This window comes from uncultured Chloroflexus sp. (genome assembly GCF_937129525.1).
In the GTDB taxonomy this organism is placed as follows: Bacteria; Chloroflexota; Chloroflexia; order Chloroflexales; family Chloroflexaceae; genus Chloroflexus.
Genome location: NZ_CAKZNK010000061.1, coordinates 1 through 25,728, shown reverse-complemented (window position 1 = coordinate 25,728; position 25,728 = coordinate 1). Strand labels below are relative to the sequence as shown.

The following is a 25,728-nucleotide window of genomic DNA, read 5'->3' as shown; positions in this document are numbered from 1 at the left end:
GCGCCCTCTCACACACCAACGCTTACCGTAACCAGCGCGCCTTCTCACACGCCAACGCTTACCGTAACCAGCGCGCCCTCTCACACACCAACGCTTACCGTAACCAGCGCGCCTTCTCACACGCCAACGCTTACCGTAACCAGCGCGCCTTCTCACACGCCAACGCTTACCGTAACCAGCGCGCCCTCTCACACGCCAACGCTTACGGCAACTAACACGCTTCCTAACTCACCAACGCCGACGGTAACCAGCACGCCCGCGCATACACCAACGCCGGCGGCAACCGGCACACCGATAAACACGGCCACTGTCACCGCAACCGCTGCCGGCGCACCAATCACAACGTATACACCATCACCCTCGACAACCACGATACCAACCTCAGAGCAAACGATCTATATTCCAATCGTCAACCGGTAAGTACATGAAACCAGGAGAAATGACGCTATGCCCAGTCTGCCAATCAGCCATACCGATCTCTTCCAACAGGTGGTTGCCAGCTTTCGCGATGTTCTCGAACAGAGTGGCCGACCTGTACCGGAAACAATTGACGAGCAAACCATCCTTTTCGGTAAGGGAGCGCCACTCGACTCGCTGGCGCTGGTGACGATGATTGTTGATCTGGAACAGCGGCTGGAAGAAGAGTATGGGATTACGCTCACGCTGGCCGATGAGCGGGCAATGTCTCAGCGCAATAGCCCGTTTCGAACGATAAGATCGCTGGTTGATTACCTTGAGCGCCTGATCGCCGAGGAGTCGGGTCGTGACTGAGCGAACAGTTGTACTCATTACTGGAACCAGTCGCGGTATCGGGCGCTTTCTGGTTGAGCATTTCTTGCAACGCGGCGCGCTGGTTGAAGGTTGCGCGCGCAATCTGGTTGAATGGGAGCTGCCCGGCTATACCCATCACCAGGTTGATGTCAGCAACGAAGGGCAGGTGCGGGCCATGCTGAGCGCAATCCAGCGTCGGCACGGTCGGCTCGACATTGCCATCAACAACGCGGGAATTGCCGCGATGAACCACGCGCTGCTGACGCCGGCGGAAACGGCCAGTCGCATTCTCGATGTGAACGTGCTGGGTAGTTTTCTGGTCTGCCGCGAGGCCGCTAAACTGATGCGCCGCCGCAATTATGGCCGGATCGTGAACTTTAGCACGATTGCAGTGCCGCTACGGCTCGAGGGCGAGGCACTCTATGCCGCAGCCAAAAGCGCGATTGAGATGCTGACCCGCGTTCTGGCCCGCGAATTTGCTCCCTTCGGCATTACGGTGAACGCCATCGGACCAACTCCGATTGAAACAGACCTGATTCGAGGCGTTCCGCAGGAAAAATTGCAGCACATTATCGACTCGCTCGCCATTCGCCGTTTTGGCACATTCGCGGATGTTGCCAACGTGATCGATTTCTTCGTTAACCCGGCCAGTGACTACATCACCGGTCAGGTGATCTATCTCGGTGGCGGTGGTTGACAACCACTGTCGCAGGGAGGGCTTTGTATGAGCATCGCATGGCTCCGTGAACGCATGGAACAATGGGCCGATCACCCGGCCATTGTCTGGAATGACCACCCTTTCCTCTACCGTGATCTGCTGGCACGCCTGCAAATGTGGCACCAGGCGCTCGACCGGCACGATGTTGGCACTGGACAGGTGGTTACTATCGAAGGTGATTATTCACCGAATGCAGTGAGCTTGCTGCTAGCTCTGATCGAGCGCAATACGATTGTGGTGCCCCTGACCCGTAGCGTCGCTGCCCAGCGGGAAGAGTTTCTCGACATCGCTGAAGTGCAGGTTGTCGTCAGTTTCGATGACGATGATCGGTGGCGGATCGAACGACGGGCCAGACCGGTAACCAATCCATTGACCTGCCAGTTGATCGAACGCGGTCATCCGGGATTGGTGCTCTTTTCGTCAGGATCGACCGGCAAGAGTAAGGCGGCATTGCACGACTTTATCCCGCTGTTGGAAAAATTTCAGGTACCGCGCCATCGACGGGTGACACTAACATTTTTGCTTCTCGACCATATTGGTGGGATCAATACCCTCTTCTACACTCTGGCGAATGGCGGTACCGTGGTAGCAGTGCCATCGCGCGATCCTGATGTCGTCTGTCGCGCAATCGAGACCCATCGCGCGCAGACATTGCCCACTTCGCCAACCTTTCTCAATCTGTTGCTGATTTCAGAGGCGTATAAGCGGTATGACCTCTCGTCGCTAGAGCTGATTACGTATGGTACCGAAGTGATGCCAGAGAGCACCTTACAACGGATTCACGCTCTCTTTCCCAACGTCCAGTTATTACAAACTTACGGTTTGTCGGAGTTGGGTATCTTGCGTTCAAAGTCGCGCGACTCCAGCTCATTGTGGGTCAAAATCGGCGGCGAAGGTTTCGAGACCAAAATTGTCGATGGTGTGCTATGGATTCGAGCCCGCTCGGCAATGCTTGGCTATCTCAATGCCCCTAGCCCATTCGACGAAGAGGGATGGATGAACACGCAAGACGTGGTCGAGGTTGATGGCGAATATATTCGCATTCTGGGCCGGCGCAGCGAGATTATCAATGTTGGTGGACAGAAGGTCTACCCGGCTGAAGTTGAGAGTGTCTTGTTACAGATGCCAAACGTGAAGGATGTCGCCGTCACTGGTGAGAGCAATCCGATCACAGGTCAGATTGTCACCGCGCGCTTTAATCTGTTCGAACCGGAAGATCCCAACGAGTTCAAACGGCGCGTGCGCGCCTTCTGTCGTGAACGGCTTGCGCCCTACAAAATCCCGGTCAAGATTATCATTACCGACGATAAACAACACAGTGCCCGCTTTAAGAAGATGCGTCGGTCGTCGCCGTAAGGAATGACAGGATCAGTTCCAGCGGGGACAGTCGCCGGAGGCGAGCGCAGATGTCTGGTCACAAACACCCATCAACAATTCCGATCGTTCAGATCGCCATCGATCCGGCCCTTTCCGCCTACCGCGCCGAAATCAACTACATCTGGCGCGCGCTGCTGACCGGTATGGGTTACGGCTGGCGAGAATCGGCGTGGGGTAAAGAGCCGGTGACGGTTGTATACACCGCCACACCGGCGCAAGCGCCACCGGCCCGGATCGTCATCCAGGCCCGGCCAGAGCGCTGGGCTGCTCCGGCGAAGGTACGTCTGCTCGGCGCGCGACAATGGCAGGGGTATGACCTGCCTCTGCTGGACGGCGATGATCGCCAGACTCAGCCGGTAGTCGAGAATGGCAGCACATTCGTTGCCGGGGATCCGATTTTTGCCGCCTTCTGGTTGCTCAGCGGCTATGAAGAGGATCAATATCCCATCCTCAAACATGGCTATCGTGACCTCAGCGACGCACCGATGCTAGAGGACGGATTGCTACGCCGCGCGCCGGTATCAGCCATCGGTTGCTGGCTGGCTGACCTGCTGCAACAATGCGGACTACCTGCCGGCCTTCCGCGCTGGCCGTATGGAGCCAGATTAGCCGCTAGCTGCGGTCATGACGTTGATTATCCAGAGGTTGTGCGCTGGCTGGAACCATTACGCATCCTGATCCGGCAGGGGGTTGGCGGGCTGGGAACAGCGCTCGATGTTCTCAGGGGTCGCCGTACCCACTGGCATTTCCGTTCATGGATGGAATTAGAAGAGCGCATTGGGGCGCGCTCAGCTTTCTACTTCGTGGCGCGCAAAGGTTCTTTACTGGAATACGCTACCGGATTGCCCGATCCATTTTATGACGTGCAGGCGCCACACTTCCGCGCTCTCTTTCGCGAACTCAGCGCCGCAGGCTGGGAGATCGGGTTGCATGCCAGTTATCGCGCCTACACCGATTGCAAGCTCCTGATCGCCGAACGCACCCGGCTGGCCGCGGCGAGCGGCCAACCGATCAACGGCAATCGCCATCACTACTGGCACCTCGATCCACACCGGCCAGAGCAGACGCTGTTGATGCACGAACAGGCTGGCTTTCGCTACGACGCCTCCCTGACTCACAACCGTTACCTCGGTTGGCGGCGAAGCAGTGTCTGGCCATTCTTCCCATGGCATCGTGATCTCCGTCGCCCGATTCGCGTGCTGCAATTGCCAACAGGTTGGATGGATGACCATCTGTTTGGTCAGCGACGGTTCAATCCCGGTGACCGTCAGGCGCTACTCAACGAGCTGCGGGAGACAGTCACCAGGCAGGAAGGACTATTGCTCGTCGATGTGCATGATTATGTCTATGATGACGCACTCTTTCCCGGCTGGGCAGCAACTTACCGCACACTCTGGGAAACCCTGGCGACGCAGGGAGGAGTCTGGTTTGCCGCTCCAGCCGCGATTGCCGATCACTGGTTGCAGCGGATGGCACACATCGAGTCGGTGAGCGAGGGTCTGGATCATAACTCGCTATGAAACTTTACCGTACCATCATCTTCCTCTTGCTCTTTATTGCGCCGCCGCCGATCAAGCCGGCTATCCTGCGCATCTGCTGCGGCGCACAAATCGGACGCGGCGTTTCCATCGGCTGGTTTACGACCCTGATGGGTCGCCACATCAGGATCGGCGACTACAGTGCCATCCGCGCGCTGAGCATCATCAGTTGTGGCGGTGACCTTAGTATCGGACGCTATAGCATTATCAGCAGTTTCACGCTCGTATACGGCGCCGCCAGCCTGCGCATCGGCAATCACAGCTACATCGGGCCACAATCACTGATCAACACGGAGGAAGATGTGCGGATCGGTGATTGGAGCGCGCTCGGCGCGCGAAGCATGGTCTATACGCACGGGTCATTCCTGCCCTACCACGAAGGCTACTGGGTACGTTTTGCCCCGGTGACTATCGGCAACTGCGTCTGGTGCGCTGCCGGAGTCTTCCTCCATCCCGGCACGAGCATCGGCGATAACAGTTTTGTGAACTCACGCTCGGTGGTCAGCGGCGACCTTCCACCCGACTCGATCATCGAAGGGAACCCGGCTCGCGTCGTAAACACGATGAGTCGCACTCGTCGCGCAATCACCCCTCGCCGGCTTGACGCTATCGCCGAACAGATGCTGCGCCACTTTCTCGCCATGGCCACTGCTCACGGCGAGCTGCATGTGATTAACGAGCGACCGCAGCCGATTATTCAGATGGGGCGCCAGCACTACGAGATTGCGCTGGTACCGGCAGTCGGCGAAGTTCCATCTGCCCATCCCTGCCACCCCACCATCTGGATCATCTGCCGACGCAACTGGCAGGCGCCATCGGATCTCTGGCTCGATCTAAGCGTTAACCGGCGTAGCCCCCGCCGCGCTGCGCCACTCGACGCGCTGGCGACCTTCTTGCAACGCTACTACGGTATTCAACTCGAATATGAGGAGATGTAGATGTCCCGTGTACTCACTATTCTCGGCACTCGACCAGAGATTATCAAACTCTCACCGCTGATACCGCTCCTTGAAACGCAGTTTGAGCATATCCTGGTTCATTCCGGCCAACACTATTCCTACGAAGTCGATGCCATCTTCTTTGAAGAGCTAAGCTTACCGGCGCCACGCTATACCCTTGGTGTCGGCTCGGCTCAGCACGGTGAGCAGACGGCGCGGATTCTCTCGCGGCTGGAACCGATTTTACTTCAGGAACGTCCCGACCTGGTATTGGTGCAAGGTGACACAAATACCACGATGGCTGGCGCGCTCTGCGCGGCCAAACTGGGCTTTCCGGTCGCGCATCTGGAAGCGGGTGGACGCTCCTTCAACCGGACGATGCCGGAAGAACTCAACCGGATTATTGTCGATCATATCGCCGAGATTCTGCTGGCTGCCGACGAAATTGCCGCCTATAATCTGCGGGCTGAAGGTCTACCAGAATCACGCATTCACGTGATCGGATCAACTGCCATTGATGCGGCGCTTCATCACCGCGAGCGCGCGGCTCAACGTCCGATCCTGAACCAACTGGAGTTAAAGCCGGGATCATATCTGGTACTGACCTTGCATCGCGCCGAGAATACGGAACCGGCAGTGCTGCCAGGGATCATTCAAGCCCTCAACGAGCTGGCTGCAACCCATCGCATTGTCTTTCCAATTCACCCTCGCACTGCTGCCGCCCTCGAACGCCAGCAATTACAACTCTCGCCACGCATCCTTGCCCTTCGTCCACTCGGCTATCTCGATACATTATGTCTTGTTCAATCAGCGCAAGCCGTCCTCACCGACTCAGGAGGCTTGCAGGAAGAGGCGGCAGTCCTGGGGACGCCAATCTTACTGGTGCGGAACGAGACCGAATGGCGGTATCTGGTTGATGCCGGGGTAGCGGTGTTGATCGGCAACCGCTATGAAAGCATTCTGGACGGCGCAGCCAGATGGCTCAGTCCCGCCGGACTGGATCGCCTGCGCTCAGCCCGTTCGCCGATTATCAGTGGCGCCGCCGGGCGCGCAGTGGCGATTATGGCTGCATCTGTGTGAAGCGAGCAGGTACGATGGCTTCCTCTCTGACTCTCCCTTGAAGCGAGGGGAAACTCTTGCTGGCAGTGGATGATCAAACTGCTTTTCTGACCGTACTCTTACGACATTGCGCATTGCGATGAAGGTGAACTACGCCAATGTGCGCAAGCTAACCACTTTCACTCTCTTATCCCACGCCACGAGAAAAGGGAGCGAACAGGTCAGGGAATAGTATGGATGGCAACCACAGCGCAATCGCATCAAACCATCGCTCATCTCATAACATTTTTGTCATTTTCACACTGATTGATAGTTAGTCAAAGTTCAGCGTAAAAAGCTATGCTTACGTCGCCGTGTGACATCATCTGCGCCGATTCAGGAAGATCATGAACGACCGATTGCAACTTTACCTCAGCCGGCAGGCAAGCTCTTTGCCACGTTATATCGCCGAGCAGGTGATACAAAGCCTCATTGGGTGGATGCCGGGATTGGTCGGGATCGGTCTACGCGCCATCGCTTATCGGGCCATAGTGCGGATGGAAGGGATTGCCGCAATTGAGGATGGCGTGCGCATCCGTTTTGCCGACAATGTGCGACTGGGAAGCGGCGTCTACCTCGATCACGGCGTCTATTTGCATGCCTGCCCTGGTGGGATCACAATCGGCGCCGAGAGTATGGTGATGAAAAACGCAATTCTTCACGTCTACAACTTTCGCAACCTTCCTCACAGCCACATTACCATCGGGCAGCGATCGTTGATCGGTGAAAGTTGCATTCTGCGCGGACAAGGCGGGATCACGATCGGTAACGATGTCTATCTGGGCACGCTCGTCCAGGTGCTGGCTGTTAACCACGTCTTCCACGACACCACCCGTCCGATCAGCGCGCAGGGAATTACGGCCCAAGGCATCAGCATCGGTGACGGTTCCTGGATCGGCAGTGGCGCAATCATTCTTGATGGAGTGAAGATCGGCAAGAATGTCGTGATCGGCGCCGGCGCAGTCGTGACCAGAGACGTGCCCGATTACTGCATTGCCGTCGGCAATCCAGCTCGCGTGATACGCAATTTACGCACCGATCCGCTGCCGGCAGAGCGGTTGATGACACCGGTGTTTTAAATCACCGGCCACGCGGCTTAAACAGTGTAGGGCTTTGAGGGGAGGGGGAACGTATGACGACACTTTCGGTTGTGATACCCGCCTACAACGAAGAGGATGGGATTGCAGCTATCGTTGAGCGCGTGCTGGCAATTCGACCGGCACTCCGCGAGGTAGGGATTGACGATCTCGAATGCATTGTCGTGGATGATGGGTCACAAGATCGCACTGCGGCAATTGTGCAGAGTTTTGGCCATCAAGTGCGCCTGATCCGACAACAAAATCGCGGGTACGGCGGCGCGTTGAAGACCGGTTTCAGCCAGGCTCGCGGTGAATTGATCGGCTTTCTTGACGCTGACAGCACCTACCCGCCCGAATATTTTCCACAGATGTGCCAGGTTGCGCTGGCCGGCGCCGATATCGTGATCGGTAGTCGCATGGCCGGCGCCCACAGCGAGATGCCACTGGTTCGTCGAATCGGCAATACTATCTTCGCTACAATGCTGTCGCTGGTTGCCGGTGTGCGTATCAGCGATAGCGCCAGCGGTCAGCGCGTCTTGCGTCGCTCCATCCTGCCGCTGATCTATCCCTTGCCCAATACGCTCGATTTCACCCCCGCGATGAGCACGCGCGCGCTGCACGAGGGGTTGCGGATGGTCGAAATTCCCATTCCATACAAAGAGCGTTCGGGTCGTAGCAAGCTGCACGTCATCCGTGACGGCCTCCGCTTCACCAGATCGATTGTCTGGACAGCACTAACCTACAACCCGGTGCGCATCTTCGGCGGGATCGGGTTTGCGTTACTGATGCTGGCTCTCTTGATTATCGCGGGTCAGAGCATTGCCATCGGCTTAGGGCTGCTGGGTGGATGGTCATTTCCGCAACTCTTCGGCGCGATGGTGCTCACCGTCGCCGGAGTCACCCTTTACACGACCGGCACTTCGTTTAGCTACCTCGTCACCCTCTTCCACAAACGCGCTATCCGGCAGGGATTGTTTGGGCGGCGCGGCAATGGCCGCCGGATTGAACGGCATTACTGGTGGTTAGGGTTGCTGGCCATCTTGAGCGGCATCGCCACCTACATTGCCGCAGTCGCATTTGATCTGACCAATCCGGCGCTGGCTAATTCATGGTTTGCGCCGGTTGTAAGCGCTATGCTGGTGCTGATGGGCGTGCAACTGGTCAGCGCCTGGGGGCTGGCGCGAGTTTTGGCTGAACTCAGTCGTCGCGAGAGTGAGCAAGAGGCCGATCTAAACTGGACGTATACTCCGCTCGCTACATCAACCGAATCGATGGCGCAAACAGTGTAGCGAAAGGATGTATATGGAACAGTTTTTCAGGTGGAGCGAGCAACATCTCGGTCAGACTCACTACGTATTAGGCTACCTGATCGTTCTGATCAGTCATAACTGGCCGATCATGCTTGCCATCGGCGCGGCGCTGATCTTCAGCATTTGGCTCTACCGCCAGCCCTCTCGCGCCAACGCCGTCTGGTTGTTTAGCGCGCTACTGTTTGGGCTGGGGTATGAATACGAAAAACATGTTGCTGGCGAATTTCATCAGGCCATCGACATGCTCTTCGGTTTGGAGATCGCCTCCTGGAATCGCCCATTGCACTTCATCGTCGGCTCGGTTATCAATACCGGTTTCGTGCTGATCACCGGCCTGATGATCATTCACGGTCTGCAACTTTCGTTCGGATTGTCAATTATCAAGCTCTTTCGCCGCTACTATCCTGCCCGCACTTATCATCGGTCGAGCGGCGCTATTGCACCTCACAATGCTCATTTAGAAGGGGAGAACCATGAGCGAGCAGGAAATGACACCAACTCCACGCAAGCAAGCGCCAGGCGATAAACCGACCGGCATCAAGCTGGTAGCGCCGGCCCGACCCGATGAGCGCGCCGGTGAGATCCGCTTTATCGAGGTGCCACGCGAACAGACACCTCGGCTCGATGTGCTGGTCCTCAACCCACCCTCACCCGACGGCGATCTCTTCTTGCGCGATATTGCCCGCGTTGGCCGGCGCACGCGCGACGGTATTATCTGGCCGCAGACCGCGCTGGCCCAGATTGGCGCAGTTGTGAAAGAGGCCGGTTATACGGTAGAGGTGATCGACGCTATCGGGCTGATGATGGATTGGCCATCGTTCGAGAAGTACATGTGGGAAAAGAAGCCACGCTATATGATCATCCACGCCACGGCACCCACATTGACGAACGATATGCGCACAACCTTTATCGGCAAAGCCGTTGGCACTATTACGATGGCCATTGGCACCCACGTCACGCCGATGACACGCGAGACTCTCGAATCTTACCCAACGCTCGACATCGTTGTGCGCGGTGAGCCAGAATTGACCATCGTTGATGTGATCCGCACTATTGATCGCGTCGTTGAGCAAGAGCGGGCCAACGAGACGGTGCCGGTCGGCAATCCTGACCTGACGCCACCATGGCGTAAATTGCCCTTCCCTGACGCTTCGTACCTGACGACACGCGGACGGTTTCGCGGCATCCATCCTCACCTGATCGCCAAAGCGCTGCGCGAAACGCTCGGCGTTGGTTATCGCGACGAACACGGCGAGATCAAGATCAACCCTGACCGACCATTCATCGAAGATCTCGACACCCTGCCGATCCCCCTGCACGATCAACTGCCCTGGCAGCGTTACAAAGTCCCCATTGTTGGCGGCCCATACACCTTTGTTCTCACCAGTCGCGGCTGCCCTGCCGGATGCCGCTACTGTATCAAGCATGTTACGTACCAGTCGAGCGTGCGCCATCGCAGTCCCCAACATGTTTTGCAAGAGATGATCATGCTCAAAGAGATGGGGATGCGCCATATCCATTTTGAGGCCGACCTGTTTACCGTCAAAAAGGAATTTGTGTACGACCTCTGTCACACGATTATCAAAGAGGGTATCAAGCTGCGCTGGAGCTGCAATAGCCGGGTCGATTTTGTTGACGAAGACGAGCTACGCTTGATGCGCAAAGCCGGCTGTTTCATGATCGCTTGGGGTCTTGAGAGTGGCAGTGAAGAGGTGCTGAAGCGAGCCCGCAAAGGCACGACGGTGAAGCGCATTGAAGAGACAATCGCTGCCAGCCATCGGGCCGGAATTATGAATTGGGGGTATTTCATCATCGGACTGCCCGGCGAGACGGTAGAGACAATTCAGCAGACGATTGCGCTCTCGAAGCGATTGCCTCTGGATATTGCTCTCTTCCACATCGCCACGCCGTACCCCGGCACGCCGTTCTACTACGAAGCAGTTGCAAACGGCTGGATCCGGATGAATCAGTGGGAAGACTATGATATGTATTCCCATACGGTGTTGAACTACCCCCATCTTAGCTCGGCTGATCTGGAATACTGGGCCAAGCGAGCGGCGCGCGAGTGGTCTTTGCGACCGCGCCCAATACTTACGTTCCTCAAGGGTGCCACCAACCCAGAGACATGGGGGCAGCTCTGGCAAATTGGTGTTAATCATCTGAAATGGATCGGCGGTAGCTTGCGCAACGAAGGACTGCGCCGATTGAGCGGCAGCGGCACGATGTGATCGTCTGATTTGTCGCACAGTAGCGTTCTGTTACTAATAACGTCAGCGCGGTGAGCTACTCACCGCGCAGGAGTATCTTTTTCCAACGGGGGGGTCATGAATAAACAGCTCGCCACCCGTCTCCCGCATCTGTCCGCCGCGCAGATCCAGGCTGGCGAGCGCATTGTGGCGTTGATCGTGATTGCGCTGATCGCCGTCCTGTCGCTGGTGAATCTGCCATATGCGCCGCGCACCTGGTTCGATGAAGGCTCGCATCTGCACGTACCGGAAACACTGGTACGCTATGGGGTTTACGCCGACATTAGCAGTGAAGGGTTTCGCTACTTTGGGCCGACTATCGGGGTTGGGCCAACGGTGATGTTGCCAATTGCGCTGGTCTTTGCGATAGGCGGTGTCGATCTGTTGCTCGCGCGATTGGTCATTGTCGTCTACTTCGTTGTCGCTCTCTGGCTCTTTTATCGGCTGGCATATCGGCTGCACGGCGGCAGACTAGCATTGCTCACCGTTTTGCTCTTGCTTGCCTCGCGTACCCGCGGATTTGAGGGCATGGTTGAGTATGGCCGACAGGTGTTGGGCGAAGTGCCGGGATTGGCCTGGCTCGGCGCCGGGCTGCTGGCATATATCAGCGCGATTCAACAACCGGCTCGCCGCCGTCGCTATGCCATCCTGGCCGGGATTGGGTTCGGTCTGGCCTTGATTACCAAGAACCAGTTTGCCCTGATTGTCGCGCCTGGCCTCGCGCTGTTGGCGCTGATCGATTGGCGCTATGCGCGAGTTGGTGATTGGTGGTTACGCTTGGCGCCACCGCTCATCGCCGGCAGTATGTTTGCCGGCTGGTTGTTGATCATGCTGGCGTTTCTCGGCCCGGCAGATTTCGGCGCCAATCTGCTCAAAACCCGACAGGCCGCTGGTGGCGCCATCTTCGTATTCGATCTGGAAGCCAGCGCGCGCGCTATGCGCTATCTCGCGCAGGTGTACGGCGGTTTGCTCGTTCCGGCGTTAGGCTACAGCCTCTGGCGCTGCCGACGCGGTGGGGTAGCCGCCTTTGCCGAACTCGTCCCAACGCTGCTGGCTGTACTGTGGATAGGATGGTATCTCGTCTCATTGGGATGGCCGCGCTATGCCTTTCCCGCAGTGGCGCTTGGCGCACCGGCAGTGGCGCGCATGATCGGTGACCTGATCGGCTGGCTTTGGCGGCGACGCCAGCCATTGCTAGTCGGCGCGGTGACTGCTTATCTGGCACTGGTCGTTGGGTTCGCTCTCCACCGCACAACGCAGGTCGTTTTTTCACCCGACGACTCACCGCAGCGGATGGCAGCTTTCCTTAATCAGCAGGTTCCCGATCAGCTTGTGATCGAAACGTGGGAACCGGAACTGGCTATCTTCACCGACCATACCTATCACTATGTGCCGACGGAACTGCTCGATGGCGCGGTAAGGCATGCCTGGCTCGGCGGGCCACCGGTAGCCTACGATGGACTATCTACACAACCACCATATGTACTGACCGGGCCATTCAGTTCCTATACCGGTATCTACGACCTTGATGTACTGACCGCTGAATATCATCCTGTGCATACCGTCGGGCCATATACGTTGTGGCAGCGAGTCGTTCCGGCAGAGCAATAGTTGAACGGTGTGAGGCAGTTGCGCTCGTCGGTCAGGGATCGCATTGAAAGGATTGCTATGCGTCGCCTGTGGCTGATTGTCTTTCTGCTCTTTTGCAGTTACGCCTACGTACTGCCACGCTGGTCAGATTGGAACCAGAACTCGCGGCTGAATCTGGTGCTGGCGCTGGTCGATGATGGCACGCCACGGATCGATCGCTACGTCGAGAATACCGGTGATTACGCGCTGTACAACGGTCATGCCTACACCGACAAGCCACCGGGGTTGTCATTTCTGGGTGTGCCCGTATATATGGCTATCCGCCCACTCATTGACACGCCGATCGTGACTCAACAACTGGAGCGGATCGGCAGTCGGTTTGAAACGACGCTCAACCCCGAAGGGAGTGGTCTGCGCAGCGACAAGATACGGTTTGCGCTCGTGCAATACATACTAACGCTGGTGGTTGTCGCATTGCCTGCGGCGCTCTTCGGCGGTCTCTTTTTCCTCGGGTTGCGACGGGTCGGCATCGCTTCGGTACCGGCCAGCATCGGCGCGCTCGGCTACGGTCTAGCCACCAGCGCCGCGCCTTACGCCGGTAACTTCTATGCCCATCAGCTCGTTGCCGCCATGCTTTTTACCGCGTTTATGCTGGCCTGGTCACCGCCAGCGCGCTGGTCACATTTCGGCGTTGGCTTCATAACCGGCTTGTTGCTCGGCTGGGCGGTGATCAGCGAATATCCGACAGCACTGGCGGCTGCCATCATCGGACTGTACGCCCTTTATCGACAAGGCTGGCGCTGGATGCCTGCCCTGACTTTGGGTGGCGCCTTACCCGGTGCGCTGTTGATCGGCTATGACCTTGTCGCTTTTGGCACACCGTGGCCAATCGGCTATGCCTATTCAGCGCTCTGGCAGGAACAACATCATACCGGGTTTATGAGTCTGACTTCACCCCAATGGGAAGCGATCTGGGGCCTGACTTTCAGCGAATTTCGCGGCCTCTTCTTCCGCGCACCCTGGTTGTTACTGGCCATTCCGGCCTGCTGGATCGGGTGGCGCTGGCGCGCGCATCGAGCCGAATGGTGGGTATTGCTGCTCGTGCCGCTGGCGTTTCTGCTCTTTTACGGCTCGTCGGTTATGTGGTGGGGCGGATTCGCTGCCGGCCCGCGCTACATCGTACCGATGATCCCGTTCCTGGCATTCCCGGTAGCAATCTTGATCGGACGCAATTGGGATCGTCTCGGAGTCCGAATCGGCGCGCTTAGTTTGATGGGGCTTTCATTTGGCCTGATCTGGCTGGAAGCAACGGCAAGCCAGCTCTTTCCCAGCGATGCGACGCGGGCAACCTGGCGCGAGTACGTCATTCCGGCCTGGCGAGACGGCGACATTGCCCGCAACCTCGGTATGGCGCTGCAACTTGATGGACCGGCAAGTCTGTTACCACTGCTCGGCTTACTCATCGCGGGCCTGGTCATCCTGCTCCGTCCGTTAGAAGCTGCCGAGCAGACTGTCGCTCCATCAACCGCGACAACCACATCAGTTGCCCCATCAGCCCAAAGGTGACAATATGCGCATTCTCATGCTCACGCTGGTCGCGCCATATCCGCCCGACAGCGGCCCCAAAATTAAAACCTACAACGTATTGCAATATCTGTGCGCTCACCACGACGTGACGCTCGTATCGCTGGTACGCAATGAACGCGAACAAACGCACGCCGAATCACTGCGTCGAATCTGTCGCGAAGTCTACACCGTACCGTTCCAACGATCCCGCTGGAAGGATGCGCGCTTCTTGCTGCGCAGCGCATTCACCGGCCAGTCATTTCTGCTCAGCCGCGATGCCTCGCCTGAGTTACACCGATTGCTGCATCGCCTGACCACTCGTGAATACTTCGACATCATTCATGCCGATCAGCTCAACATGGCCCCTTTTGCGGTCGATCTGCCTGGGGGCGCGCGGATTATCGACCAACATAACGCGGTGTGGACGATTGTCGCTCGCATGGCGGGACGCGCCGATCTGATCCGGCGGATTGGACTCCAGATCGAAGCCCGTCGGCTGCGGCGCGCCGAAGCGCGCTTGTGCGCTTGCTTCGATGGAATGCTGGCAGTCAGCGAACCGGATTACACCTTTCTCAGACTCGCCGCTGCCGAGGTTGGGGTCGTATTGCCGCCAACCGCCATCATTCCGATTGCAATCGACACCCGAGCAGAGATACCGATCCAGCGTCATGCCAACCCCGATACCATCCTCAGTATGGCAACCATGTTCTGGCCACCGAACGTTGATGGCGTGCTCTGGTTTGCCCGCGAAGTCTGGCCGCTGGTGCGGCAGGCAGTGCCGTATGCGCGCGTGGCGCTGGTCGGCTCCCGGCCACCGGCAACAGTGCGGCAGTTAGCCGCCGACCCGGCCATTACCGTGCCCGGTTATGTAGAAGATCCCCGGCCTTACCTTGAGCGCACAGCGGCCCTGATCGTGCCCGTCCATGCCGGTGGTGGCATGCGGGTCAAGATTCTGGAAGCGCTGGCCCGTGGATTGCCTGTTGTCTCTACCACAATCGGCTATGAAGGAATTGAAGTGACACCAGGCAAACATCTTCTAGTCGGCGACACCCCAGCAGCTTTTGCCGCAGCACTCATCCAACTGTTGCGAGATCCGGCACTGGGGCAACGACTGGCAGCACAGGGTCGGCGCGTTGCCGAAGAGCGCTACGACTGGCGCGTGGTCTGCCCGGCCATCGAGCAGTTGTACGCAACTGCGCTGCAACGGGCCGGCGTGACGCTAACGGGAGGATGAAGATGAACATTTTGTTCGTAGCCCCGTATACTCCTTCTCCGATCCGGGTGCGACCGTACCAGTTTATCCGTTATCTGGCCCGTCGTGGTCACGTGATCACCCTGGTCTGCCCCGCCGACGATCCGGCTCAACTCGACGAGCTGCGCGCCATCTGCCGGCGAGTGGTAGCTGTTCCAGTGCGACGCACCGATCATTTGCGCGCTTATTTACGCGCGCTCCCCGATCAGTTACCACTTCAAGCGGCACACTGTCTCACGCCAGCCATGATAGCGGCGGTAACAAACGAGATCCGGCGTGGCCATCATCACATCATTCATATTGAGCATCTGCGCGCAGCAGAGATTGCGCGCGCGGCACTACGCCAATGCGGCGATGGTATACCGGCAGTGCTTGATGCCGTAGACAGTATCAGTCTGCTCTTCGAGCGTACACTACGGCGCGGCACAAACTTCGCCAGCCGACTGCGCGCATTGCTTGATCTGGCCCGCACTCGCCATTACGAGGCTGCTTACCCTCAGCGCTTCGCCGCCATTGTCGTCACTTCCCCAGAAGACCGGTGGGCCTTGCATGTGCTCAGTCAGACACTCGGTCAACCCGGTGGCAACCCGATCATCGTTGCTCCCAACGGAGTCGACCTCGACTATTTCCAGCCGTATTACGGCCCACGCCAACCCGATCATCTCGTCTTCACCGGCAAGATGAGTTACCACGCCAACGAAGCGGCAGCCCGTTTTCTGATCGAAGAGATTATGCCGCTGGTCTGGACGAAACGCCCCGCGGTAAACGTCACCCTGGCCGGCGCCGAACCAGGCCCACGGCTACGCGCCTACGCCCGCGATCCGCGCATTACGGTCACCGGCCCGGTACCCGATTTACGTCCGTACCTCAACCAGGCCACGCTTGCAGTTGCCCCTATTCGCTACGGTACTGGAATCCAAAACAAGGTGCTGGAAGCAATGGCTACTGCAACCCCCGTTATTACCTCGCACCAGGCTACCGTCGCGCTCAACGCGCAAGCTGAGCGCGACCTGATCGTTGCCTCCGATGCCGCCGACTTTGCGCAGGCAATTCTTACGATGCTCGCCGATCACGAACGCCGACAGGTGATCGGATGGGCCGGACGGAACTATGTTGAGCAGTATCACGACTGGCGCCAGAGCGTGAACCGCCTCGAAGCAACGTATTCGGCAGTTCATCATCAGTGGGTAGATGCCACCAGGTGACAAAATGTTTATACCTGACAAGACAATATTTAGAGCATCTTTAGCTCTTCACCGGATAATCTAATTCGACATTCCAACCAGCTTCGCTCAACTACACTGACCAGGATAGCCATCGTGACTGCCGGTTCCTTTTGTCAGGAGTTTCCTATGACCGGATACGATCTCTCGATCATCATTCCTTGCTATAACGAAGCTGAAGGAATAACAGCAATGCGCGACCGACTGGCGCAAGCCCTCGCCCTCCTCCGCGAGCGCGGGCGTGTGCAACTGGTGTTGGTCAACGATGGCAGTCGTGATGGCACCGGTGAATTGTTAGAGCAAACATTTCGCGATTGGCCTGACACGATGATCGTGCATCACGCTACCAATCGCGGGTTAGGAGCGGCGCTGCGCACCGGCTTTGCCCACGCTGATGGCGAGATCATTGTTACCTGCGACAGTGACGGTACCTACCCGTTCAGCGAGATCCCAGCCCTGCTTGACCGGCTGACACCCGATGTTGATCTGGTAACTGCCTCGCCATACCATCGTGGCGGTGGGGTAGAGAATGTGCCGGCCTACCGAGTCTTTATCAGCAAATCAGCTTCGCTCTGCTATCGCATACTGGTGAATCCGCGCATTCACACCTACACGGCCCTCTTTCGCGCCTGTCGCCGGGAAGTAATCGAACGCATTACCACCCACGCCGACGGTTTTCTCATGGTGACCGAATGGCTGGTTGAAGCGATCCTTAACGGCTATCGGGTCGCCGAATACCCTACCACGCTCCGGGTGCGCCAATACGGGCAATCGAAAGCGCGGGTATGGCAGATCACAAAAACCCATTTGCGTTATATGACCGGTATTGTGCGTCGTCGTCTGCTGGCACAACCAGGAGCCAGCGCGTTACCGCGTAGCCGTTAACCAACGACGGCACGCTGAGGGGGTATTTCATGCAACAGGCGGAAGAGCGAACGATAGTTGCAGCCGGTCTGGCTGAGGCAGCAAATCTTGAACAACCAACGCCACGAAAGGGCAAGCTGGCTATGAGCACAATTATGTTGATCTTGATCGCCACGGCGCTCGGCGTGATCGGTCAGATGATGCTGAAACAAGGAATGGGAGCTATGGGGCCGCTGGCGCTGAGTCTGGACACAGCGCCGGGTATCGTCTGGCGGATTGTTACCTCGCCAATGGTGATCGGAGGGTTGCTCGTCTACGGTATTGGCACCTTCTTCTGGCTCATCACCCTTTCGCGGATCGAACTCAGTGTCGCATATCCTTTTGTCAGTCTGAATCATATCATCATCTTTCTTCTGGCCTGGCTGGTGCTCCACGAACAGGTTAATCCGCTACGAGCTGCCGGTGTCATTGTCATTTGCGCCGGCATGTTGATGGTTGCTCGTTCATAAGTAATCGTTCGCAATCTTGAAATGGGGGGAAGAGTATGGAAAGTCTTTCGTCATATTTTGTCCAAATGCGCCAAACGCTGACCCAGTTACCCCTGGGAGCGCTCCAGCAGGTAGCTGATGCGTTGTGGGAAGCCTACGAACGCGACGCGACCATCTTCATTTGCGGTAACGGCGGTAGCGCCGCCACTGCCTCACACTTTGCCTGCGATCTCGCAAAATGGACGATTAATGCCCATGTCCGCCGGGTACGCGCGATTGCCCTAACCGATAATGTGCCGCTGATGACCGCCTGGTCAAACGATCAGGCCTATGCTGATATCTTCGTCGAACAATTGAAGGCACTCTACCGTGATGGTGATGTGATCGTCGCCATTTCCGGCAGCGGCAATTCACCGAACGTCGTGCGTGCCATCGAGTGGGGGAATGCGGTTGGCGCTACTACCATCGCGCTGACCGGTTTTGATGGGGGACGACTGAATCAGATTGCGCAAATCAAGCTGCATGTCAATCATCACTTTATGCCCCAGGTTGAGGACATTCATAGCACTATCTGCCACGCGCTGGCAGTACACCTGGGTAAACAGATCGCGACCGCGTTCCACCCGATCGTCTTGCAAGAGATTGCAGTGGGAGGCCAGTGATGATTCCGGTAGCTCGTCCTCTGATCGGTCGCGAGGAAGAAGAGGCAGTATTGGCCGTGTTGCGATCGGGAATCATCGCCCAGGGGCCTGAAGTTGAACGTTTCGAAGCCGAATTCGCCGCATTGTGCGGCACGCGCTACGCTGTGGCGGTGATGAACGGCACTACTGCGCTCTACCTTGCGCTGCTGGCGCACAATATCGGGCCTGGCGATGAAGTTATCACGACGCCGTTCAGTTTCATCGCCACTGCCAATAGCATCCTGATGACCGGCGCAACGCCTGTATTTGTGGACATTGATCCGCAGACCTACAATATCAATCCCGATCTGATCGCCGCAGCAATTACCTCACGCACGCGAGCCATTATGCCGGTGCATCTTTACGGCCAACCGGCGGATATGACGCCGATTATGGAGCTGGCGCGCCGTTATCATCTGGCCGTGATTGAAGATGCCGCGCAGGCCATCGGCGCCACCGATCATGGCAAGCCTGTAGGGAGCTTCGGCGTCGGTTGTTTTTCACTGTACGCCACCAAGAATGTCACCAGCGGCGAGGGGGGGATGATCACCACGAATGATCCGGCTCTCGCCGACCGGTTGCGACTCTTGCGCAGCCATGGTAGCCGGGTGCGTTATTACCACGAGCTGCTCGGTTACAACTTTCGCATGACTGACATTCAGGCAGCAATTGGCCGCGCCCAACTCAAGAAATGCGAACGTTTCACCGCGCAACGGATTGCCAACGCTGCCTTTCTGAGCGCACATATTCGCCATCCAGCAGTGATCACGCCATTCGCGCGACCGGAGGTGCGCCATGTTTTTCATCAGTACACCATTCGGGTCATCGGCAACCGCGATAGCGCAATCAAGCAATTGAATGCCGCCGGCGTTGGCACGGCGATCTTCTATCCGTTGCCCATTCCGCAGCAACCACTGTACCGCAAGCTAGGGATCGAGGCCGAGACACCAGTTGCCGACCGGATCGCCCAGGAGATTATTGCTCTGCCGGTGCATCCGGCCCTGAGTAACGACGAACTGCATCAAATTGCCGCAGCGGTAAATGCATTGGCAGTGAGTGAGTCGGTGGCGATAGCCTGATGGCAATGGGGCAACAAGGGGCTTACAGGAGCGATGATAACTGTATTGCGCTGACAGGTACCCACCGGTAGCAGTCATGCATCAGTGCGCTATACCGGTCTAAACCAATGTATCCAGCGCGATCTGATCGGCGGGAAGTAAAGGGGGGACTTAACAATGGTCGATATTATCGGCGGAGGCATCCTCGGCCTCAGCCTGGCTTATGAATTACTCAAGCGAGATGTGCCGGTGCGGGTATGGGAACGCGCAGCCACACCCGGCGGACTGATGGGGCGAACACGCTTTCCCGAACTGAATGGGCTGGAATGTGATCGCTACTATCACGCCATCTTAAGCAGTGATCGCGCGCTTATGGGCCTCTTCGATGAGCTAGGGCTGCGGGGACGCCTGCGCTTCACCGCCACCAGGATGGGTTTTTACCACAACGGCAACATCTACCCGATGTCCACGCCGCTTGAGTTTTTACGCTTCCCGCCCTTGCGCCTGATCGATCGCTTGCGCCTCGCCTACACAATTCTTGCCTGTCGTCGCATCAAAGACTGGCGGCAGCTTGAACAGATTCCGGTCGCCGAATGGCTCACGCGCCTCAGTGGCGAACGCGCAGTTCGTAACGTGTGGGCGCCACTGCTGCGGGCCAAATTCGACGGTGATTACAGTCACGTTCCTGCTACGTACATCTGGTCGCGACTGGTACGCACGACGGATACCCGCACCAAAGGCGGGAGCCAGGAGCTGATGTGCTACCTGCCCAACGGCTATCAAGAGCTGATCGATGCGCTGGTCACGGCGATTCGCCAGCGTGGCGGCCAAATCACGTTGAACGCGACGATTAATACCATTCAGATCGATGACGGTAGTGTCACCGCTGTGGTTGTCAACGGCCAGACGGTACCGGCTGACAACGTTGTCATTACGGCGCAAACCCCAATTGCCCGCCGCCTGCTGCCACCGGCAGCGGCGCAGGTATCAGAACGTTGGGGTCAACTTGATGGCTTCCTGGGCATTGTGTGTATGCTGCTGGTGTTGCGACGACGTTTGACCCCGTACTATACCCTTAACATCACCGACGAGCGCATTCCTTTCACCGGCGTGATCGAGACAACCAATCTGATCGATCCACAGTGCGTTGGCGGTTACCACCTCGTCTATTTGCCCAAATATGTTGCTGCCGATAGCCCATTTGCCCGCATGCCTGACGACGAGCTGCGCACCGTGTTTCTCAACTACCTGCGCCAGATGTTTCCCGACCTGCGCGATGACGAGATCGCTGCTATTCGGATCGGACGCGAACGGTACGTCGAACCGATTCATCCAGTCGGCGCGACTGACCTGATTCCGCCGATTACGACCGGGATTCGCGGCCTCTTCCTCGCCAACACCGGCCAGATCTATCCACAACTGACCAACGGTGAGTCGGTCTATACCTTTGCCCGCTCAGTGGCCGGGCACATTCAACCGTTACTCGTCCGAGATCTATCGGTAGCAGTGTTATCACTCTCGTGAGGTGAACTGTGAGCCTGACCAGTGTTGAATTAACTACTGCGGCCCGCGGACGTTTCGACCATGCCGAAGCCAAATTCCGTAAGGCTGCTCTGATTGGCGCGCTAATGGCCGGAGATGCTATTACCATTACGGCCAGCTTCGTTATTGCCTACGCAGTGCGCTTCTTCACCGATCTGCCGATCTTCGCCGAAGGCGCAATGCAGCCGGAATTTTACACGCTGTTGATTGCTCTGCTCGTGCCCGGCTGGATTGGGATCTTTGCGTTGCATGGCCTCTACCAGCCAACATCGCTGTTCAACGGCACGCACGAATACAACCAGATTTTCAACGCTGCCAGTAAGGGCATGATATTCGTTATCTTTTTGACCTTCCTGATCCCGGAGATTGTCATTGCTCGCGGCTGGTTGGTCATAAGCTGGGTGTTGTCGTTTACCTTACCAATTCTGTGGCGCTTCGGCTTCCGCCGGGTTGTCTACCGGTTGCGTAAACAGGGGCATTTGCGTGAACGGATACTGGTAATTGGCGCAACGGACGAAGGACGGGCCATCGTTGAGCAGTTGCTGGCCGAGCACCGCTCCGGAGCACAGATCATCGGGTTTCTCGATGATCGCTTGCCGGTCGGTAGCGAGGTGATCGCAGGCAAGGCGCGTGTCCTCGGTACGACGCGCGATTTTGCTAAACTGGTTGAGCAGTACCAGATTGAAACCATCGTCATTGCCGACACCAACCTGATCCGCGAACGCCTGATCAACATTGATGGGGCGATGGATCTGCTTAACCGGTTGGAAGTGCGCCTTGCCCCCGGTCTGTTCGATCTGCTGACGATTGGCGTTCAGGTGCGGGAACAAGGAGCGGTGCCGCTCTTGCGCCTCAATAAGACGCGCATCACCGGTCTGCATGCAATTGGCAAGACAATCATTGATCGGGTCGGAGCACTGATTGGCCTGATCGTGTTTTCCCCTCTCTTCTTGCTCATTGCGATTGCCATTAAGCTCGATAGTCCTGGGCCAATCGTGTATCGCCGACGAGTGATCGGGGTTGGTTATCGTGAATTTGACGCCTTCAAGTTTCGCACGATGTATGTTGACGGCGATCAGCGCCTTACTCCTGAGCAGCGGGCCGAACTGGAGGAGCACGGCAAATTGCGCGACGATCCACGCATCACCCGCGTTGGCAAATTATTGCGCCGCGCCAGCATCGACGAGTTGCCACAACTGTTCAATGTCTTATGCGGCCAGATGAGTCTGGTGGGGCCGCGCATGATCACTGCTGGCGAGATGCGCCATTTCGGACGCTGGCAACACAACCTCCTGACAGTGCGACCGGGCCTGACCGGGTTATGGCAAATCAGCGGGCGCAGCAATCTAGGGTATGCCGACCGGGTGCGGCTTGACATGTACTACATTCGCAACTATTCGATCTGGCTCGATCTGCTGATTATCGTTCGCACTATTCCGGCGCTGTTAAACGGTGAAGGCGCGTATTAACCAGAAACACCATCGCACGGGGAGGGGACAATGGAACAACGTATTCTACGGGCCGCAGTGATTGGGGTAGGCAGCATGGGCCGTAATCATGCCCGTGTTTACGCCAGTATGCCAGGGGTAGAGCTGGTGGCAGTGTGTGATACCAGCTATACCGCCGCCAGTAATCTGGCTAACATTTACCGCTGCCGCATCTACACCGACTACCACGAGATGCTGGCAAACGAGCGCCTCGATCTGGTCTCAATAGCCGTGCCGACCAAATATCACTTTGCAGTCGCCAGTTCGGTTATCAGGCACGGCGTGCATCTATTGATCGAGAAGCCGATTGCGGCGACAGTCGAACAAGGCTGGATGCTGATCGAAGCGGCGCGGCGACAGGGAGTGACCCTCACTGTCGGTCACATAGAGCGATTTAATCCGGCTATCATTGCCCTTAAAGAACAGCTCGATAACCACGAGCTAGGTAAACTCTTTCAGATCGTGTCGCGTCGGGTTGGACCTTTCCCGGCGCGCATTGCCGATGTCGGTGTCGTGATCGATCTGGCAACACACGAGATCGATATTCTCAACTATCTGATCGGATCGCCGATAGTGCGCATGCACGTTGAACTGCACCGCCATCTGCACCAAAGCCATGAAGATATACTCTCGGCGCTTTTACGCTTCGAAAACGGCATGATTGGCGTGCTTGACATTAACTGGCTGACTCCGACCAAGATCCGCGAATTGAGCATCGTCGGTGAGCGGGGGATGTTTGTTGCCAACTATCTGACGCAAGACCTGACCTTTTATGAAAATGACTCCTGTCATGGTCATGCGTGGCCAGAACTGGCGCTGCTCGGGGTAAGCGAGGGGCGTAGCATTCGCCTGAAGGTGCCGCGGCGCGAACCGCTCTACGAAGAGTTGCGCAGTTTTTGCGATGCGGTGCGCTATGGCACGAAACCGGCGGTCAGCGGCGAAGCAGGTGTGGCTGCCCTCGAGATTGCCGGGCAGATTATCGAGACCGGATTGCGCGAACAGCCGGCAGCAAGGCTGATCGAGCGCGCGCTGGAAGTGGGTGGGTAGCGCCTCAAAACAGTTAGCCTTCACCAGGGACAGCGCAGAGCGTTGCCCCTGGCTATCGGTGTGGCGTCGAACATGGCGGATCCTGCTGACAGTCATCAAGACGGGCGTCGGATCCGATAGCCGGCAGCTTCGCGATCCCAGGCGTTCCCAACACCTTCAGCCTTCAGCTTGTACTTCTCAACCCGTTCGGTTGCCGTCTTGGGCAGGCTGGCGCGAAACTCAACGTAGCGCGGCACAGCGAAATAGGCCAGTCGTTCTTCACACCACTTGATCAGTTCCAGCGGGTCAAGCGTTGCGCCTGGACGCAGTACCACTACCACCTTAACCTCTTCTTCCCCCAATTCGCTCGGCACGCCAACTGCCGCACTCTCAAGGACAGCCGGATGCGCATTGACAGCGCGCTCTACTTCCCATGACGAGATATTTTCGCCCCGGCGCCGAATCGATTGCTTTAGACGGTCGATGAAGATGGCGTAGCCAGCTTCGTCAAGCCGACCCAGATCGCCGGTATGAAACCAACCACCGCGCATAGCCGTAGCGGTCTGATCGGGCTGGCGATAATACCCCATCATAATCAGATTATCAGCCAGTGGTCGAATCGCAATCTCGCCGGCAACTCCAGGTGGTAACGGCGTATCATCAGGAGCAAAGATCGCCAGCGCAAAGCCAGGCAATGGTTTGCCGAACGTGCCCACTCGCGTGGCATCGCGTGGATTAGCGACGCAAAAACCGGTGGTTTCGGTCAGACCATAGCCTTCAATGATGGTCAGTCCAAACCGTTCTTCAAAAGCGCGCCAGAGATCAGGTGGCGTAGCTGCACAAGCGGCAATGCGCGCGCGATGCGCGCGATCATCAGGCGAAGGTGGCTGTTTCATCAAGATAGGAATCATTGCCGCCAGCAGATTGCAGATAGTCGCCCCCAGATCGGCCAATTGTCGCCAGTAGCGCGAAGCGCTAAACTGCTCGATCAGCGCAATGGTTGTGCCGCGGTAGATGGCCGGCAATACAGTATGAGCCTGCGCATTGATGTGAAAGAGGGGCAGGCTGGTGCCAAATACATCATCTTCGGTAGCGCCGATCATCACATCGGCAAAGAGTTGTGCCGAATGAAGATAAGCATGATGATTCAGCATGACACCCTTGGGCGGGCCAGTTGTGCCTGAGGTGTAGAGAATGCTGTGCAGATCGGTGGGATTGACCGGAACGGGATCGGCCAGACGAGCGTTGCGCAACGCCTCATGCCAGGCCAGCGTATTCGGCGCGCTCACACCATCGCCGCGAACGAGCAAATGACGCAAAGCCGGCAATCGATCGCGCAAAGCGACAATCCGATCGAGCAGATGTTGCTCCACCACCAGCACTGTTGCGCCGGCGTGTTCGAGAATGTAATGGAGCACATCGCCTTTCAGATGGATATTGATCGGTACCGTCACCGCGCCGAGACAGGCACAACCAAACCAGGCCCAGAGGTAATCGGGCGTATTGCCGAGCATTAGAGCTACCCGATCACCAGGGCGGACTCCCAGATCGGCGAAAACAGCGGCGGCGCGCCGGGACTGTTCAACGGCGTCTGCGTAGCGCCATTGCTGATCGGCAAAACGGAGCAAGATGCGATCAGGCTGACGTTCGGCTTGCGTTTGCAGAGCATGCCAGATCGTATTCATAGGCAAACGAGAGCTACTCAAACCGGCGAATGTGAGTATTGTACCGCAAAATTGAAAGCCGGAAACAAGAGCTATGAGTTCAGAAATGAGCCTATGGATCCTACCACAGAGATCACAGAGGTCGCAGAGAACGCAGAGGGATGCTTGCCTCTCGCCTCTCGGCTATTGAACCGCAGAGGTCGCAGAGAACGC

24 protein-coding genes are annotated in these 25,728 nt (G+C 57.3%); 22 read left to right on the top strand and 2 right to left on the bottom strand.

Annotation, left to right across the window (positions count from 1 at the left end; translation table 11 throughout):
• Positions 1–215, top strand: a 215-nt coding sequence (locus Q0650_RS07225; RefSeq protein ID WP_298817378.1) for a hypothetical protein, incomplete at its 5' end; no start/stop codon positions are given.
• Here Q0650_RS07225 and Q0650_RS07220 read toward each other — a convergent pair.
• Positions 189–371 carry a hypothetical protein gene (locus Q0650_RS07220; RefSeq protein ID WP_298817375.1) on the bottom strand — a complete coding sequence of 61 codons (183 nt, stop codon included), beginning with the start codon at positions 369–371 and terminating at the stop codon, positions 189–191. The two genes, Q0650_RS07225 and Q0650_RS07220, sit on opposite strands and share 27 nt — an antisense overlap.
• A 76-nt stretch (positions 372–447) precedes the next feature.
• Here Q0650_RS07220 and Q0650_RS07215 point away from each other — a divergent pair, with 76 nt between their 5' ends.
• The 21 genes from Q0650_RS07215 to Q0650_RS07115 all read left to right on the top strand — a co-directional run bounded on the left by Q0650_RS07215 (position 448) and on the right by Q0650_RS07115 (position 23,872).
• Entirely contained in the window at positions 448–771 is a 324-nt protein-coding gene (locus Q0650_RS07215; RefSeq protein ID WP_298817372.1) for an acyl carrier protein, read from the top strand.
• Positions 764–1,468, top strand: a complete 705-nt coding sequence (locus Q0650_RS07210) for an SDR family NAD(P)-dependent oxidoreductase (protein WP_298817370.1) — start codon at positions 764–766, stop codon at positions 1,466–1,468. The genes Q0650_RS07215 and Q0650_RS07210 overlap by 8 nt, the downstream gene beginning before the upstream one ends.
• A gap of 27 nt (positions 1,469–1,495) precedes the next feature.
• The gene (locus Q0650_RS07205; RefSeq protein WP_298817368.1) at positions 1,496–2,845 is read left to right on the top strand and encodes a long-chain fatty acid--CoA ligase; all 1,350 of its coding nucleotides are present in this window, start codon (positions 1,496–1,498) and stop codon (positions 2,843–2,845) included.
• A gap of 50 nt (positions 2,846–2,895) precedes the next feature.
• Positions 2,896–4,386 (top strand): polysaccharide deacetylase family protein, encoded by a 1,491-nt coding sequence (locus tag Q0650_RS07200; RefSeq protein ID WP_298817366.1) that lies wholly within the window; start codon positions 2,896–2,898, stop codon positions 4,384–4,386.
• A complete protein-coding gene (locus tag Q0650_RS07195; RefSeq protein WP_298817364.1) occupies positions 4,383–5,342 on the top strand; it encodes an acyltransferase in 960 nt (319 codons plus the stop codon). The genes Q0650_RS07200 and Q0650_RS07195 overlap by 4 nt, the downstream gene beginning before the upstream one ends.
• Complete coding sequence (gene wecB, locus Q0650_RS07190) at positions 5,343–6,422, top strand: non-hydrolyzing UDP-N-acetylglucosamine 2-epimerase (protein WP_298817362.1); 1,080 nt, start codon at positions 5,343–5,345, stop codon at positions 6,420–6,422. It begins immediately after the preceding gene.
• 365 nt (positions 6,423–6,787) lie between these two features.
• Positions 6,788–7,519: a DapH/DapD/GlmU-related protein gene (locus Q0650_RS07185; RefSeq protein ID WP_298817360.1), complete on the top strand. Its 732-nt coding sequence runs from the start codon at positions 6,788–6,790 to the stop codon at positions 7,517–7,519.
• 53 nt (positions 7,520–7,572) lie between these two features.
• Complete coding sequence (locus tag Q0650_RS07180) at positions 7,573–8,808, top strand: glycosyltransferase family 2 protein (RefSeq protein WP_298817358.1); 1,236 nt, start codon at positions 7,573–7,575, stop codon at positions 8,806–8,808.
• A 13-nt stretch (positions 8,809–8,821) separates the two neighbouring features.
• Positions 8,822–9,355, top strand: coding sequence for a hypothetical protein (locus Q0650_RS07175; protein WP_298817356.1), 534 nt, complete (start codon positions 8,822–8,824; stop codon positions 9,353–9,355).
• Positions 9,303–11,057, top strand: coding sequence for a radical SAM protein (locus Q0650_RS07170; protein ID WP_298817354.1), 1,755 nt, complete (start codon positions 9,303–9,305; stop codon positions 11,055–11,057). Before Q0650_RS07175 ends, Q0650_RS07170 begins: the two co-directional genes overlap by 53 nt.
• Positions 11,058–11,153: 96 nt before the next feature.
• Positions 11,154–12,686 (top strand): glycosyltransferase family 39 protein, encoded by a 1,533-nt coding sequence (locus tag Q0650_RS07165; protein ID WP_298817352.1) that lies wholly within the window; start codon positions 11,154–11,156, stop codon positions 12,684–12,686.
• Between the two features lie 57 nt (positions 12,687–12,743).
• Positions 12,744–14,231: a hypothetical protein gene (locus Q0650_RS07160; RefSeq protein WP_298817350.1), complete on the top strand. Its 1,488-nt coding sequence runs from the start codon at positions 12,744–12,746 to the stop codon at positions 14,229–14,231.
• A gap of 4 nt (positions 14,232–14,235) precedes the next feature.
• The gene (locus tag Q0650_RS07155) at positions 14,236–15,465 is read left to right on the top strand and encodes a glycosyltransferase family 4 protein (protein ID WP_298817348.1); all 1,230 of its coding nucleotides are present in this window, start codon (positions 14,236–14,238) and stop codon (positions 15,463–15,465) included.
• A 2-nt stretch (positions 15,466–15,467) separates the two neighbouring features.
• Positions 15,468–16,688, top strand: coding sequence for a glycosyltransferase (locus Q0650_RS07150; protein WP_298817346.1), 1,221 nt, complete (start codon positions 15,468–15,470; stop codon positions 16,686–16,688).
• A 147-nt stretch (positions 16,689–16,835) separates the two neighbouring features.
• Entirely contained in the window at positions 16,836–17,591 is a 756-nt protein-coding gene (locus Q0650_RS07145; protein WP_298817344.1) for a glycosyltransferase family 2 protein, read from the top strand.
• Between the two features lie 29 nt (positions 17,592–17,620).
• Positions 17,621–18,079, top strand: a complete 459-nt coding sequence (locus Q0650_RS07140) for an EamA family transporter (RefSeq protein ID WP_298817342.1) — start codon at positions 17,621–17,623, stop codon at positions 18,077–18,079.
• A gap of 35 nt (positions 18,080–18,114) precedes the next feature.
• On the top strand, positions 18,115–18,720 hold the full coding sequence (locus Q0650_RS07135) for an SIS domain-containing protein (protein ID WP_298817340.1): 606 nt from the start codon (positions 18,115–18,117) through the stop codon (positions 18,718–18,720).
• Positions 18,720–19,817, top strand: coding sequence for a DegT/DnrJ/EryC1/StrS aminotransferase family protein (locus Q0650_RS07130; protein WP_298817338.1), 1,098 nt, complete (start codon positions 18,720–18,722; stop codon positions 19,815–19,817). Before Q0650_RS07135 ends, Q0650_RS07130 begins: the two co-directional genes overlap by 1 nt.
• 156 nt (positions 19,818–19,973) lie before the next feature.
• Complete coding sequence (locus Q0650_RS07125) at positions 19,974–21,320, top strand: NAD(P)/FAD-dependent oxidoreductase (RefSeq protein ID WP_298817335.1); 1,347 nt, start codon at positions 19,974–19,976, stop codon at positions 21,318–21,320.
• An 8-nt stretch (positions 21,321–21,328) separates the two neighbouring features.
• Positions 21,329–22,807, top strand: coding sequence for a sugar transferase (locus tag Q0650_RS07120; RefSeq protein WP_298817334.1), 1,479 nt, complete (start codon positions 21,329–21,331; stop codon positions 22,805–22,807).
• Between the two features lie 30 nt (positions 22,808–22,837).
• Positions 22,838–23,872, top strand: a complete 1,035-nt coding sequence (locus tag Q0650_RS07115; RefSeq protein ID WP_298817332.1) for a Gfo/Idh/MocA family protein — start codon at positions 22,838–22,840, stop codon at positions 23,870–23,872.
• Between the two features lie 95 nt (positions 23,873–23,967).
• On the opposite strand, the gene Q0650_RS07110 is transcribed toward Q0650_RS07115, so the two are convergent.
• Entirely contained in the window at positions 23,968–25,536 is a 1,569-nt protein-coding gene (locus Q0650_RS07110; protein WP_298817330.1) for an ATP-dependent acyl-CoA ligase, read from the bottom strand.
• Positions 25,537–25,728: the final 192 nt, after the last annotated feature.